General features: G+C 61.1%; 11 protein-coding genes. 2 read left to right on the top strand and 9 right to left on the bottom strand.

What is annotated here, in order from left to right; all coding sequences use genetic code 11:
- Positions 1 to 52 precede the first annotated feature (52 nt).
- Together treS and glgB are read left to right on the top strand one after the other, a co-directional pair.
- The gene (gene treS / locus PspS49_RS16085; RefSeq protein WP_160040324.1) at positions 53 to 3394 is read left to right on the top strand and encodes a maltose alpha-D-glucosyltransferase; all 3342 of its coding nucleotides are present in this window, start codon (positions 53 to 55) and stop codon (positions 3392 to 3394) included.
- 2 nt (positions 3395 to 3396) lie between these two features.
- Positions 3397 to 5628 (top strand): 1,4-alpha-glucan branching protein GlgB, encoded by a 2232-nt coding sequence (gene glgB / locus PspS49_RS16080; protein WP_127927990.1) that lies wholly within the window; start codon positions 3397 to 3399, stop codon positions 5626 to 5628.
- A gap of 124 nt (positions 5629 to 5752) precedes the next feature.
- Here glgB and PspS49_RS16075 read toward each other — a convergent pair whose 3' ends face one another.
- From PspS49_RS16075 to PspS49_RS16035, 9 genes are all read right to left on the bottom strand, one after another.
- A complete protein-coding gene (locus PspS49_RS16075; RefSeq protein WP_160040321.1) occupies positions 5753 to 6820 on the bottom strand; it encodes an autotransporter outer membrane beta-barrel domain-containing protein in 1068 nt (355 codons plus the stop codon).
- 389 nt (positions 6821 to 7209) lie between these two features.
- Positions 7210 to 7992: an endonuclease/exonuclease/phosphatase family protein gene (locus tag PspS49_RS16070; protein ID WP_123375378.1), complete on the bottom strand. Its 783-nt coding sequence runs from the start codon at positions 7990 to 7992 to the stop codon at positions 7210 to 7212.
- A gap of 194 nt (positions 7993 to 8186) precedes the next feature.
- The gene (locus tag PspS49_RS16065; protein WP_127927984.1) at positions 8187 to 8945 is read right to left on the bottom strand and encodes a PIG-L family deacetylase; all 759 of its coding nucleotides are present in this window, start codon (positions 8943 to 8945) and stop codon (positions 8187 to 8189) included.
- A 156-nt stretch (positions 8946 to 9101) separates the two neighbouring features.
- Positions 9102 to 9788, bottom strand: coding sequence for a glycosyltransferase (locus PspS49_RS16060; RefSeq protein ID WP_127927982.1), 687 nt, complete (start codon positions 9786 to 9788; stop codon positions 9102 to 9104).
- Positions 9785 to 10384 (bottom strand): SAM-dependent methyltransferase, encoded by a 600-nt coding sequence (locus PspS49_RS16055; protein ID WP_160040318.1) that lies wholly within the window; start codon positions 10382 to 10384, stop codon positions 9785 to 9787. Before PspS49_RS16055 ends, PspS49_RS16060 begins: the two co-directional genes overlap by 4 nt.
- The gene (locus tag PspS49_RS16050) at positions 10381 to 11139 is read right to left on the bottom strand and encodes a PIG-L family deacetylase (RefSeq protein WP_160040315.1); all 759 of its coding nucleotides are present in this window, start codon (positions 11137 to 11139) and stop codon (positions 10381 to 10383) included. Before PspS49_RS16050 ends, PspS49_RS16055 begins: the two co-directional genes overlap by 4 nt.
- Entirely contained in the window at positions 11136 to 12134 is a 999-nt protein-coding gene (locus PspS49_RS16045; protein WP_160040312.1) for an acyl-CoA dehydrogenase family protein, read from the bottom strand. The genes PspS49_RS16050 and PspS49_RS16045 overlap by 4 nt, the downstream gene beginning before the upstream one ends.
- A 1-nt stretch (position 12135) precedes the next feature.
- Complete coding sequence (glgX, locus tag PspS49_RS16040; protein ID WP_127927974.1) at positions 12136 to 14295, bottom strand: glycogen debranching protein GlgX; 2160 nt, start codon at positions 14293 to 14295, stop codon at positions 12136 to 12138.
- 224 nt (positions 14296 to 14519) lie between these two features.
- Positions 14520 to 14834: a DUF2934 domain-containing protein gene (locus PspS49_RS16035; protein WP_127927970.1), complete on the bottom strand. Its 315-nt coding sequence runs from the start codon at positions 14832 to 14834 to the stop codon at positions 14520 to 14522.
- Between the last annotated feature and the right edge of the window lie 3 nt (positions 14835 to 14837).

Below are 14837 nucleotides of genomic sequence, written 5' to 3'. Positions count from 1 at the left end.
CGGGGGAACGATCATCGTGGGGCGCTTTTAAAGCATTCAGCAGGAGTTTCACATGGCGAAGAAACCCAAGGCAGCCACCTTCATCAAAGACCCGCTCTGGTACAAGGACGCGGTGATCTATCAAGTTCACGTCAAATCGTTTTTCGACTCCAACAATGACGGGATCGGCGACTTTCCCGGCCTGATCGCCAAACTCGATTACATTGCCGACCTCGGCGTCAATACCATCTGGCTATTGCCGTTCTATCCCTCGCCGCGTCGCGATGACGGTTATGACATTGCCGAATACCGAGGCGTACACAGCGATTACGGGACCATGGCCGACGCCAAGCGCTTTATCGCCGAGGCGCACAAGCGCGGCTTGCGGGTGATCACCGAGCTGGTCATCAACCACACCTCCGATCAGCACCCGTGGTTCCAGCGTGCGCGCAAGGCCAAACCCGGCTCGGCGGCGCGGGACTTCTATGTGTGGTCGGATGACGATCAGAAGTACGACGGCACGCGGATCATTTTTCTCGACACGGAAAAGTCCAACTGGACCTGGGACCCGGTCGCCGGCCAGTACTTCTGGCACCGTTTCTATTCGCACCAGCCCGATCTGAATTTCGACAACCCGCAAGTGATGAAGGCCGTACTGTCGGTGATGCGCTACTGGCTGGACATGGGCATCGACGGTCTGCGCCTCGATGCCATTCCATACTTGATCGAGCGCGACGGCACCAACAACGAAAACCTGCCCGAGACCCACGACGTTCTCAAGCAGATTCGCGCGGAAATCGACGCCAATTATCCCGACCGCATGCTGCTCGCCGAGGCCAACCAATGGCCGGAAGACACCCAGCTGTACTTCGGTGACACCGATGCCGCTGGCCTCAACGGTGATGAATGCCACATGGCGTTTCACTTTCCGCTGATGCCGCGCATGTACATGGCGCTGGCTCAGGAAGATCGCTTCCCGATCACCGACATTTTACGCCAGACCCCGGAAATCCCTGCCAACTGCCAGTGGGCGATCTTTCTGCGCAACCACGATGAGCTGACCCTGGAAATGGTCACTGACAAGGAACGTGACTATCTGTGGAATTACTACGCCGCTGACCGTCGTGCGCGGATCAATCTCGGCATTCGTCGGCGTCTGGCGCCGTTGATGGAGCGCGACCGCCGCCGCATCGAGTTGCTCAACAGTCTGCTGCTGTCGATGCCCGGCACGCCGACGTTGTATTACGGCGATGAAATCGGCATGGGCGACAACATTTACCTTGGCGACCGCGATGGCGTGCGTACGCCGATGCAATGGTCGATCGACCGCAACGGCGGCTTCTCCCGCGCCGATCCGGCGAGTCTGGTGCTGCCGCCGATCATGGATCCGCAGTACGGCTATCTGTCGGTCAACGTCGAAACCCAGTCCGGCGATCCGCATTCGCTGTTGAACTGGACGCGCCGTCTGCTGGCGGTGCGCAAACAGTCCAAGGCTTTTGGCCGTGGCACCTTGAAAATGCTCTCGCCGAACAACCGTCGCGTGCTGGCTTACACCCGCGAATTCACCGATGTCGACGGCAAACACGAAATCATCCTGTGCGTGGCCAACGTCTCGCGCAGTGCGCAAGCGGTGGAACTGGACCTGTCGGCCTATGTCGGCATGGTGCCGGTGGAGATGCTTGGCGGTAATGCGTTCCCGCCGATTGGCCAGTTGAATTTCCTCCTGACCCTGGCGCCGTACGGTTTCTATTGGTTCGCCCTGGCGGCGGAAAACCAGATGCCGAGCTGGCACGTGGAACCGGCGCAGAGCCTGCCGGACTTCACCACGCTGGTGCTGAAAAAACGCATGGAAGAACTGCTCGAAGCGCCGTCACGGACGACGCTGGAGCAAAGCATTCTGCCGAGCTGGCTGCAGAACCGGCGCTGGTTCGCGGGCAAGGATGCGGCCATCGACAAAGTGCATCTGGCCTACGGCGTGCGTTTCGGCGATGCGCAGCATCCGGTGCTGCTGAGCGAAATCGAAGTCACCAGTGGCGGACAGACCAGTCGCTATCAACTGCCGTTCGGCTTTATTGCCGAGGATCAGGTTGGCCCGGCGTTGCCGCAGCAATTGGCTTTGTCCCGTGTACGCCGTGTACGACAAGTCGGTCTGATCACTGACGCGTTCAGCCTCGAAGCGTTTGTTCGCGCAGTGCTGCAAGGCATGCAGAACAACACGGTGCTGGAGTCGGCTGAGGGCGAAATCCGCTTTGCGCCGACGCCGCATCTGGAAAAACTCGGCCTGGGTGCCGAGTCGGAAGTGCGTTATCTGTCCGCTGAGCAATCGAACAGTTCGGTGGTCATTGGCAACAGTCTGGTGCTCAAGCTGATACGTAAAGTCGCTTCTGGCGTACACCCGGAACTGGAGATGAGCGCTTACCTGACCGAGGCCGGATTTGCCAATATCTCTCCGCTGCTCGGCTCGGTGATCCGTCGCGATGGCAAGGGCGAAGACAATCTGCTGATGATCGCTCAGGGTTACTTGAGCAATCAGGGCGATGCGTGGGAATGGACGCAGAACAACCTCGAACGGGCGCTGCGTGATGAGCTGGCCGACGCCATGTCCGAGCAGGAACAGCATTACAACGCCCTCGGTGAGCTGAGGGATTTTGCCGGCATGCTCGGTCAGCGTCTGGGTGAGATGCACAAGGTGCTCGCCGCGCCTACCGACAATGCCGACTTCGCGCCGCAGGTGTCGACGGCCAAGGACATGCAGGCGACGGGCAAGGATGTCGTGGCCCAGGTCGAGCACGCCTTGAAACTGCTCAAGCAGCATCAGGGCGAACTCAGCGCAGCGGATCAGAAACTGGTGAAGAGGCTGGTCGACGAGAAGAAAACCATTCTCGCCCACGTGCAGGATCTGGCGAAAAAAGCCGTCGGCGGTTTGCGCATTCGCGTCCATGGCGATCTGCATTTGGGCCAGGTGCTGGTGATCAAGGGCGATGCCTATCTGATCGACTTCGAGGGTGAGCCGGCGCGGCCATTGAGCGAGCGCCGTGGCAAACACAGTCCGTACAAAGATGTCAGCGGCGTGCTGCGCTCGTTCGATTACGCGGCAGCGATGACCATCAACGTGCACAACGTCGACCACAGCGCTGAGTCTGAAACTGCGCGGCGTCTGGTCGCCGAGCGTTATCTGCGTGAGGCCCGTGAGGCATTTGTTCAGGCATATCGCCGTGCGGCAGCTAGTCTTGATCATGCCTGGCAAGATCCTGAAGGTGCCGACGCCGCTTTGGCGTTGTTTGGCCTGGAGAAGGCGGCCTATGAAGTGGCCTATGAAGCCGAAAATCGCCCCACGTGGCTGCCCGTGCCGTTGCACGGTTTGTACGGGTTATTGACGGGGCTTAAACCCTTTTCCGATCTTGGTGGAGAGTAGTCATGAGTTTCTCGAACAAGGAACAGGGTCAGGTCAAAGAAGCACTGCTGCCCTCGGCGAAAGATATCGACGCCTTGGTCCGCGCTGAACATCACGATCCTTTTTCCATTCTTGGCCCGCACGGCGATGGCGCTGGCGGGCAGTTCATTCGCGCCTATCTACCGGGTGCGTTGAGTGTCGTGGTGCTGGACAAGGACAGCGGCGAAGAACGCGGTCCACTGGAGCAGACCGAAACGCCGGGGCTGTTTGTCGGTCATTTCGATCAGGCGCGGCCGTATCAGTTGCGCACGCGCTGGGCCGGCGGCGAGCAAGTCGCCGAAGACCCGTATAGCTTCGGTCAACTGCTCGGTGAAATGGATTTGTATCTGTTCGCCGAGGGCAATCACCGCGACCTCAGTGCGTGCCTCGGCGCCCAGCTGAAAACCGTGGATGGTGTCGACGGCGTGCGTTTCGCCGTGTGGGCGCCGAATGCCCGACGCGTGTCAGTGGTCGGTGATTTCAACGTCTGGGACGGGCGTCGCCATCCAATGCGCCTGCGTCACCCGTCGGGGGTCTGGGAGTTGTTCATCCCGCGCCTGCAAGCGGGGGAGTTGTACAAATACGAGATTCTCGGCGCTCACGGGATTCTGCCGCTCAAGGCCGACCCGATGGCGCTGGCTACCAGCCTGCCGCCGGATACCGCGTCGAAAGTCGCTGAGCCGCTGCAAATCGACTGGCAAGATCAGGACTGGATGAGCAGCCGACGCGACCGGCAGAAACACTCGGCGCCGCTGTCGATCTATGAACTGCATGCCGGTTCCTGGCAATGCGAGCTGGACGATCTGGGCGAAGTGGCGCGCCAGTACACCTGGCCGGAACTTGCTGAAAGGTTGATCCCGTACGTCAAGGAACTGGGTTTTACCCATATCGAACTGATGCCGATCATGGAGCACCCGTTTGGTGGCTCCTGGGGTTATCAATTGCTTTCGCAATTCGCGCCGAGCGCGCGCTATGGCTCCCCGGCGCAGTTTGCCGAATTCGTCGACGCCTGCCACCGGGCGGAGATCGGTGTGATCCTCGACTGGGTGCCAGCACATTTCCCCACTGATACTCACGGTATGGCGCAGTTCGACGGCACCGCGCTGTACGAGTACGGCAATCCGCTGGAAGGCTTCCATCAGGATTGGGACACGCTGATCTATAACCTGGGTCGTACCGAAGTGCACGGCTACATGCTGGCGTCGGGGCTGCACTGGTTGAAGCATTTCCATGTCGATGGTTTGCGCGTCGATGCGGTGGCTTCGATGCTCTATCGCGACTATTCGCGCAAGGCCGGCGAATGGGTGCCCAATCGTCATGGCGGCCGGGAAAATCTCGAAGCCATCGACTTTCTGCGGCACTTGAACGATGTGGTTGAACTGGAAGCGCCGGGTGCGCTGGTGATCGCCGAAGAGTCCACCGCGTGGCCGGGTGTCAGCCAAAGTACGCAGCAGGGCGGCTTGGGGTTTGCCTATAAATGGAACATGGGCTGGATGCACGATTCGCTGCATTACATCCAGCAGGACCCGGTGTACCGCGCGCATCATCACAACGAGTTGAGTTTTGGCCTGGTCTACGCTTGGTCCGAGCGGTTCATCCTGCCGATTTCCCACGACGAAGTGGTGCACGGCAAGCATTCGCTGATCGACAAGATGCCTGGTGATCGCTGGCAGAAATTCGCCAACCTGCGCGCCTATCTGAGTTTCATGTGGACCCATCCGGGCAAGAAACTGTTGTTCATGGGCTGCGAGTTTGGCCAGTGGCGCGAGTGGAATCACGATCAGCAGCTGGACTGGTATCTGCTGCAGTACTCCGAGCACAAAGGCGTGCAGAAACTGGTTGGCGATCTCAATCGGCTCTATCGCGAGGAGCCGGCGCTGCACGATCAGGACGACGCGCCGCAGGGTTTCCAGTGGCTGATCGGCGACGATGCGATCAACAGCGTTTATGCCTGGCTGCGCTGGAGCAAGGACGGTAAACCGGTGCTGGTGGTGGCTAACTTCACGCCGGTGCCGCGTCAGGCCTATCGCGTCGGTGTGCCGTTTGCCGGGCGCTGGACTGAATTGCTCAACAGCGATGCCGACACCTATGCCGGTTCCAATTACGGCAATGGCGGCGGGGCGTTTACCGAGGAAGTGCCGAGCCATGGCCAGTCGTTGTCGCTGGAACTGAATCTGCCGCCGTTGGCGGTGTTGATCCTCAAACCGGAGGGTTGATCCGAGACCGCGTCGCTGCCTTCGCGAGCAGGCTCGCTCCCACAGGGTAAATACATTCCAAATGTGGGAGCGAGCCTGCTCGCGAAGGCGCCAGTTCAGACACCTTCAAAATCCGGCTCAGCGCTCACCAACGCATCCGCACTCCAAGGCTGCCAATGATCCCGTTCAAATCATTGTCATCGACATCACTGCTGTAATCGGCACTGACATACAGACTCACCGCCGGCGTCACCCGCGCCACCAGGCCCAATCCCAACTCAACAGTGGATGATTTGCGGCTGCTGCTGATCTTGTCGACCTGATCCAGGGTCACGGTATTGCCGGTGTAAACGGTGTGCCAGAGGTTGGTGCGCACATAGGGTTCGACCGGCAGACCATTCAAATCGTAACTGCCTTTCAAGCGTGCGCCGACGCGGCCGCTCCACGCTGTCAGATCGGAGGAAGAGGCATTGCCCGAACCGGCGTAGGGCGTGTCGAGGGTGATGCGCTGATTGATCAATTGCGCCTGCGGTTCCACCACCCAGTTTTCACTCAAGCCAATCGGGAAGCCGCCTTCGACCGAGAAGGTCATGGCACTGCCTTCGGTGGCTTGCCGCGCGCCTTGGCCGTTGCGACTGAAGCCGCTGACCCGGCCGCCACTGGCGGATAAATCAACGTGCCAGCCCTGGGCGCCGATCAGGCTGTAATAGGCGCCAAGGCTTTGGCCTTGCAGATTGAGGGTGTCACTGTTCGGGTCTGCGAGGGCGCGGCTGGTAAGCGGGCCGTTGCCATTGGCTTGAATCTGGTTGAGACCACCAATCAGGCCGATTTTCTGGGTATGGCTACCACTTTGCAGAGTCAGCACGGCGGGGCCTTTGAAGTCGCCGCTGCCGGGTGTCGCGTAACCTGACGACAGCACGTCGGTCTGTGCCTGCCGGGCGCTTCTGCCGTACAACTCATCCCAGGCTGACGGAGCGAGGTCTTCGGTGATCAGGCGCGTGCCTTGCAGATCGGGGCGTGGACTGAAGCGTTGCGGGCCGGGCGTAATGACGGTGGCGGGCAAGGTCATGACCGGCACGTCCGCGCGATACCACGGGGTCGTTTCATCCGCCGCAGAACCGGCCTGCGCCTCCATGGATGAGCACAGCAAGATTGAACTCGACACTGTGCAGAAAGTGATTTTGATCTCGCGTGGGCTTATTGAAGTTTTCATGGAGGTCTACCTTGCAGGCGCATGCATTCTCTCTGTGTGGCGTCTCTCCTACCCCGAACGAGGGGCGACCGAATGGAGCGGGGCGAACTCTGACCGCTCGATTTCGCGAGTGTCCGAAGGCTCGTCCCGGGTAGTGATTCCGGGGGTAGTAAGGTAGAGATAAGAAGAGTCGCGCGTGCCCGTCAAGAAATTGAACGATGAGCGGTAGTGGCAAAACGGGCTTTGCAAGCGTTTGTTTTTCTGAACATAACTAAGTGGTTGTTTGTATGGAAAAACGCAGCCTAAGCCCCGACACAGAGGCATTCAGTTACCGACAGATGGTCTGTCGGTAACTTTCAACCAACGAACGAGCTGCCTCATTGCGTCCTGCATTGCTGTCACTATTGCGGCTACAGGTGCACTTCGACGGCCAGCGGCAGATGATCGGACAGATGCGTCCACGGCTTGTTACCGAGGATCTGTGGGTCATGACTGCTGGCATTGCGCAGGTAGATCCGGTCCAGTCGCAGTAATGGAAAACGCGCCGGGTAAGTCTTGGCCGGGCGCCCGTGGTGACGCTCGAAGGCTTCGTGCAGATAATCGCGACGGGCGAGGGCGACATTGCCCTGCAGCTGCCAGTCATTGAAATCGCCGGCGATGATCACCGGCGCATCATCAGGCAGGGATTCGAGCAACTGACAAAGCAGTTGCAGCTGCAATTGCCGATGGCTTTCCAGCAGACTCAGGTGCACACAGATCGCGTGGACCTCGGCGTGCCCCGGCACATCGAGCACGCAGTGCAGCAGGCCACGGCGTTCAGGGCCGGTGATCGACACATCGAGGTTGCGGTACTCACGGATCGGGTATTTCGACAGCAGCGCATTGCCATGATGGCCGTCGGGGTAGACGGCGTTGCGCCCATAAGCGAAATCGCTCCACATGCTGTCGGCGAGAAACTCGTATTGCGAGGTTTGCGGCCATTCGTTGTAACGACTCGAATGCCGCTCGTGTTCACCCACCACTTCCTGCAGAAACACCAGATCGGCCGAAGTGCTGCGCACCGCTTCACGCAGTTCCGGCAGGATGAAGCGCCGGTTGAGCGCGGTGAAGCCCTTGTGGGTGTTGACCGTCAGCACCCTGAGACGATGGATGACGGGCGCGTCGACAACATGACGCTTGGGATCGCTGGACACGTTCACTCCTCTGGATTGCGGGCCACTTGTTCATGCGACTGACGGGGAGGGGCGGCAGTTCCTTGCAAATCATGGTTGATGACAACCCAATTCCTGTGGGAGCGAGCCTGCTCGCGAAGGCGTCGGCAAATCCAATACATGAGTTGGTAGAACCACCGCGTTCGCGAGCAGGCTCGCTCCCACCCGAAACGGCGTCAGACAAACACGATTTCGTAGGGCAGGCGCATTCTTTCGAGAATCACCGGCGGCAGCATCGGCGCAATGCCGATCGCCGGTTCACCGTTGAGCTGGCTGGCGTAGGCGTGAGTGGCGTGGCTTTTGCGCGCGACGGTCCAGGTGTCGAGGCGCAGTTTGCGCGCGCGTTCCCAAGGGATCAGTTGCTGGTCGCGTTCAGGCCAGTGCCAGGCCCACACCGGTACATCATGAAAGGTCGCGCCGGCCTGTTCAGCCGCTTGCGCACTGGCCCGGCCCACGGCTTCATGGTCGTCGTTGCCATCGCCGCGCCAGGTGCTGAACACCACGTCGCCGGGGCGCAGGTAGCGGCTGATGAATTCGGTCACTTGCGCCTGTTGTTCGCACAGGGCGTTGTCAGTGAAGCCACCGCGCACCCATTTCAGGCTGTGCATCGGCAGGCCGAGGCGGCGCAGGGCTTCGACGCTTTCCTGTGGGCGGAATACGCTAAGGCGCTTTTCCGACCATTGCCGCGAACCCGGATGGCTGGCGCTGCCGTCGGTGATCGAGAGCAATTGCAACGGATGACCGAGGCTGGAGAGCAATTGCAGCAGACCGCCGCAGGTGACCACTTCATCACCCGGATGCGGCGCGATGACCACGGCGCGGGCACCGTCGGGCACCAGACTGCGGGTATTGATGACGGGGATGTTGTCCAGTTGCGCGGCGCTGTTCCAGATTTGCGCCGACGAACTGCTGTCGCTGAGGGTTAACGGTTTCATGATATGACGTCCTTGTGTTGACTCGCCCTCAGTCGTGCGCGTGACAGTGATTGCCCGACGCTACCGACCCGTGAAGGCTGGTTGATTGCCCTGCGACGCTCCGAACCCTGGATTGCCGCGCAGCAGAGTATTGCTCATGAAGAGAAGTTCGTCGCGTCACAGATCAATCTGATCCGCTTTTTTTTGCTCCATCTGTGCCAGATTTCGCAGATAGTCACCGAAGCCTCCGCGCGCACGGCTGTCGAAGCGCGCGCTGGTCAGCACTTGCGGGCGATGGCTCCAGGCGATGTTGGCGCCGTCGAGTTCCAGTTCCCGCACCAACTGCACATCTTCGTCGCACGCCAGCGGTTTAAAGCCTCCGGCCCAGCGATAGGCATCGGCGCTGATGCCCAGATTGGCACCGTGGATATGCCGATGGCCATCGCAGGCCCGGTAATGCCGGTGGTAGCGGATTTGCGCCGCGGCATCGAATGACTCGTGCCAGTGCTCGACGGTGACGGTACCGCAGACTGCGTCTGCACCCAACCCCAGTTGTGCCACCAGCCAGTCATCGGCGACGCGGCTGTCGGCGTCCGAGCAGGAGATCCAGCGCGCGCCGCGCTCCAGCAACAGCTGTGCGCCAGCCGCGCGGGCCTGACCGACATTGCGCGCGTCGATGTGCAGGCTCAGCACCGGATAGCCGCTGACAATCTGCGCCGAGCGATCGGTGCAACTGTCGAGCACCACCAGCACTTCGACGCGCTCGCCGGCCAGCAAGCCATGCCGGCTGGCGCGCATGGCCGCGCTGAGGCATTCGTCGAGCAGGTCTTCTTCGTTGTGTGCCGGGATCAGAATGCCGATCATCGCAAACCCTCCAGTGCCGCCACCGAGCGCGGTTCACGGCTCCACACCTCAAGAATGAAGTCCGCTTCCTGATGCAAAACCAGCCGTGGCAGCTGCAGTTTTTCGTGAATCAGGTCGTGAACCTGCCGGGCATTCAGCGGGCAGCCGTCGATGGGCGGACGCCAGTGACAAGCGAGGAACTGGCCGTCGGCAGTCAGACAATCACTGGCCCGACGGATCACTTCTGTCAGATCTTCGCCGTCGAGGTAGTAGCCGATCTCGCTAAATACAATCAGGTCGAATTTTTCCTCCGGCCAGTCGCCGGGAAGACGGTTTTGCCGCACTTCGGCGTGTTCGAACAGACTCAAACGCGTGCGCGCCAGGGTCACTGCGGCACTGGCAGTGTCGCAGCACAGCAAGCGATCGCAACGGGCGGCGAGTTCGGCGCTCAACTCGCCGTTGGCGCAGCCCGGTTCGAAGATCGCCCGATAGTGCGGACGCGGCAGGGCGGCGAGGGTGATCGCGCGTTTGCGTTGCTCGTACCAGCGCTCACGGAACGCCCACGGGTCGTCGTTACCGGCAAACAGGCCGTCGAAATAGCGATCCTCGACACTCATAGAAACACCACTTCGAAAGGCTGTAAGAGGCGATCGAGCACATACGGCGCGAGCACCGGGCCAAGTCCGGCGTCAGGATCGCCTTCCAGTTGACTGGCGAAGGCGTACACCGCGTGGCGCTTGCGTGCGACTTGCGCTGGCGTCAGGAGAATCTTGCGCGCCCGTTGCCACGGTACGAAGGCGTCTTCCGGGGTCGCCCAGTGCCACGTCCACACCGGCAATTCATGGCAGCTCGCACCGACCCGGCGCGCGGCTTCGGCACTGGCGCGGCCGACGGCTTCGTGGTCGCAATGGCCGTCCTCGCTCCACGTGGTGAACAGCACGTCGTCCGGGCGCAGATGACGTTCGATAAATTCGATCAACTCGCTTTCCTGCGCCGCGACCTGAGTGTCGGTGAAACCGCCGCGCAGCCACTTCACGCGATGCATCGGCAGACCGAGTCGGCGCAGCGCTTCGGCAGATTCCTGTGGGCGCACCACGCTCAGTCGCTCCACCGGCCAGCGACTGGAACCAGGGTGACTGGCGCTGCCGTCGGTCACCGAAATCAATTGCAAAGGCCGGCCAGCAGCCGCGAGCAATTGCAGCAAGCCACCACAGCCGAGCACTTCGTCGTCCGGGTGCGGCGCGACAATGACTGCCCGTGCGCCCGGTGGCACCAGACTGAGGATGTCGATGCTGTCCAGCTCCGCCAGATGCCGCGAAGCCTGCCATTGATGCAGGCTCGTGCCCTGACCGACAATCGGATTGATTTTCATAGCGCCCATGCCTCCGCGGATTGCCCGGCAACCATTTGCCCGAGCGCCGCCAGATCACGTTCGGCATGACTCTGACGCAAGAACACCGGCAGGTCGGCGCTGAGCCGAGCAAAGTGGCGATCCTTGCAAAACGGCCCGGCGCCGAGCGCGCGGCCGACCTCACGCATCACCTGTTCGGCTGACTGCTCGACCACCGCACGGGCCCGACGGGCGAGCAATTCGGCGTTGTCCTCGGGGTGTGCATCGATGTGCAGGGCGCTGAAACGCAGCACATCGGCGGCCGCCTGCAAGGCACTGTCGACTGCGCCGAGATGGGCGAGGGCGTGGGGTTCCGGGCGTTGCCCACAATGGCGGCGCAACGCTTCGGCGATTTGCCGCGCGGCGCCGTACCAGCATGCAGCAATGCCGATCCCGCCCTGCCAGAAACCCGCACGTTGCAGATAGTCGCCGGGGTTGCCGATGGCCTGTGCTTCGGCGCCGTCGAACAGCACTTCAACGCTGCCGGTGGCGCCCATGCCCACGGCTTGCCAGCCTTGCTCGGTGATGGTCACGCCCGGTTGGTCGAGGGCGACGGCGACCAGTTGTTGCTGATCATCGGCATCCCACGCGGTGAGCAAGGCATGGCTGAGCACGGCGGCGCCGGAGCACCACGCCTTGCGTCCGTGCAGCGCGACCATGTGCCCGGCCGGACTGACCTTGACCCGCGCTTGCGGCGGTTCCGCTGCCCACATGCCCCAAGTGCTGCCCGGTGTCGGCGTACCGCCCAATTGCTCGATGATCGCCAGTGCGTCGGTGTGGCCTTCGAACAGTTTGCACAAGCCCAGATCATGTCCGCCGACCTCCGCCAAACACTGAAAACGCTCCAGCGTGTGGCCACTGCCCGGTAGCGGCAGGCGATCCAGCCCGGCCTCGACCAGCGCCCGCAGGCAATTGCCGAGGGCTGCGGTGTGCGGATAATCCGCTGGACGTCGGGTCAGATAACTGTGCAGATCCATATCAATCTTCTTCATCACGTTGCAGTTCGAACAGCAGCAGCGAGCGCCCGGTGACCGAGTATTGGTGACCGAACTCGAAACGTTCCTGACCGCGAATCGACGGCTGATTGGTGTCGACCATGCATGTCCAGAATCCACCGTCGGGTACTTCCGGCAGGGTGAAGTTGACGATGTCGTGATGCGCGTTGACCACCAGCAACAGCGTCGCATCCGCGCCTTTGCGACGAATCCCGGTTTCCTGGGCGCGACCATCGAGCAGCATGCCCAGGCAACGGTTGTGCGCGTCGTGCCAGTGTTCGGTGGTCATCTCGGTGGCGTCCGGCGCCAGCCAGGTGACGTCCTTGACGCCGATGTCCTCGTTGTACTCGCCGACCAGAAAACGCCCGCGCCGCAGGATTGGGTAAGTCAGGCGCAACTTGATCAGGCGCTTGACGAATTTCAGCAGCGCCTTGCCGTCCTCGCTGAGGTCCCAGTTGACCCAACCGATCTCGCTGTCCTGGCAATAGGCGTTGTTGTTGCCGTCCTGAGTGCGGGCAAACTCGTCGCCGGCGACGATCATCGGTGTGCCTTGGGCGAGCAGCAAGGTGGCGAAGAAGTTGCGCATCTGCCGGTGGCGCAGGGCATTGATTTCCGGATCGTCGGTCGGGCCCTCGACGCCGTGGTTCCACGACAGATTGTTGTTGCTGCCGTCCTGATTGTTCTCGTCGTTGGCTTCGTTGTGCTTGTCGTTGTACGAGACCAGATCGTTGAGGGTGAAACCGTCGTGGGCGGTGATGAAGTTCACCGACGAATACGGCCGCCGCCCACGCTGATTGAACATCTCGCCGGAGGCGGTCATGCGGCTAGCAAAATCGGCGACCTGACCGTCGTCGCCTTTCCAGAAGGCGCGCACGGTGTCGCGGAACTTGTCGTTCCACTCGACCCAGCCCGGTGGGAAGTTACCCACCTGATAGCCGCCGGGGCCGCAGTCCCACGGCTCGGCAATCATTTTCACCTGACGCAGCACCGGGTCCTGGCGGCAGGCGACGAGGAAGCTGTGACGTTCATCGAAGCCATCGTGATAGCGGCCGAGAATGGTTGCCAGATCGAAACGGAAACCGTCGACATGCATCTCACTGGCCCAGTAACGCAACGAGTCGGTGACCATTTGCAGCACGCACGGGTGGCTCAGGTCCAGCGTGTTGCCGGTGCCGGAATCGTTGATGTAGAAGCGCTTGTCGTCGGGCATCAAGCGGTAGTAGGAGGCGTTGTCGATGCCGCGCATCGACAGGGTCGGGCCTTGTTCGTTGCCCTCGGCGGTGTGGTTGTAGACCACGTCGAGGATCACTTCGAGATTGGCTTCGTGCAGGTGCGCGACCATCTCCTTGAACTCGGCGATCTTGCCGCTGGCCAGATAACGTGGGTCCGGGGCGAAGAAGGCGATGCTGTTGTAGCCCCAGTAATTGGTCATGCCTTTGTGCAGCAGATGCTGGTCGTTGACGAAGGCGTGGATCGGCAGCAGCTCGACCGTCGACACGCCGAGCTTGCGGATGTGTTCAAGCACATCGTCGACCATCAACCCGGCGAAGGTGCCGCGCACGTTCTCCGGTACAGAAGGGTGGCGCATGCTGATGCCGCGCACGTGGGTTTCATAAATGATGGTCTTGTCCCACGGCACGCTGACGCGGTGGTCATTGCCCCAGGTGTGCGCCGGGTCGATGACCTTGCATTTGGGCACAAAAGGCGCGCTGTCGCGCTCATCGAAACTGAGGTCGGCGTCGGGATGGCCGATGGTGTAGCCGAACAGCGCTTCCGACCATTTCAGTTCGCCGACCAATTGCTTGGCGTAGGGATCGATAAGCAATTTGTTGTGGTTGAAGCGGTGACCGTTGGCCGGGTCGTACGGGCCGTAGACACGGTAGCCGTAGATCAGCCCCGGATGCGCATCGGGCAGGTAGCCGTGGTAGATCTCGTCGGTGTATTCCGGCAGTTCGATGCGTTCGAGTTCGACTTCGCCGGCGTCGTCGAAGATGCACAGTTCGACTTTGGTTGCGTTGGCGGAAAACAGCGCGAAGTTGACCCCCAACCCATCCCAGGTCGCACCGAGCGGGAAGGGCAGGCCTTCACGGATTCTCGACGGCTCGGCGTGCGCGGTGGGCTCGGCTTTTTTTGGACGGGTCATGATTGCTCCTGCAAAACGGGTAATTTCTGGGCTTACACATCCCCCTGTAGGAGTGAGCCTGCTCGCGATAGCGGTCTATCAGGCGACATCAATGTTGAATGTCAGATAGCTATCGCGAGCAGGCTCACTCCTACAGGGGATTGGTGGGTTTCTTGAGGACGAACGCGCCCTCGGTGGCGAGCGAACCCGCCACACATTCATTCAGTTCAATAATCCGGTTAGCGTCAGATCGCCGAAGGCTTTCGCGGCGCTCGGGGCTTTTTCTCGGCGGCTTTTTCGCCCGGGGGAATCACTTTGGCGGCGCTGGCCGGTTTGGCCTTGGCCGCCGGTTTCGGTTTGGCGGCCGGTGCTTTGACCTCGGCAGTCTTGCCCGCGGTTTTGCTGCCAGCGGCTTTCGGTGGCTTCTTCGGCGCCAGCGCTTCTGCTTCAGCCAGTTTGCGCGCCATCTCCCAATGGCGTGCTTCCTGACCGTCGGGCTGACCTTCCGACTCCCAGATTTGATAGGCGAATTCGCGAATGCGTTTATCGTCGGTACTCATCGC

The organism is Pseudomonas sp. S49 (assembly GCF_009866785.1).
Lineage (GTDB): Bacteria > Pseudomonadota > Gammaproteobacteria > Pseudomonadales > Pseudomonadaceae > Aquipseudomonas.
The sequence above is the reverse complement of the archived record's forward strand: the minus strand, read 5'-3'. Positions and strand labels throughout refer to the sequence as shown.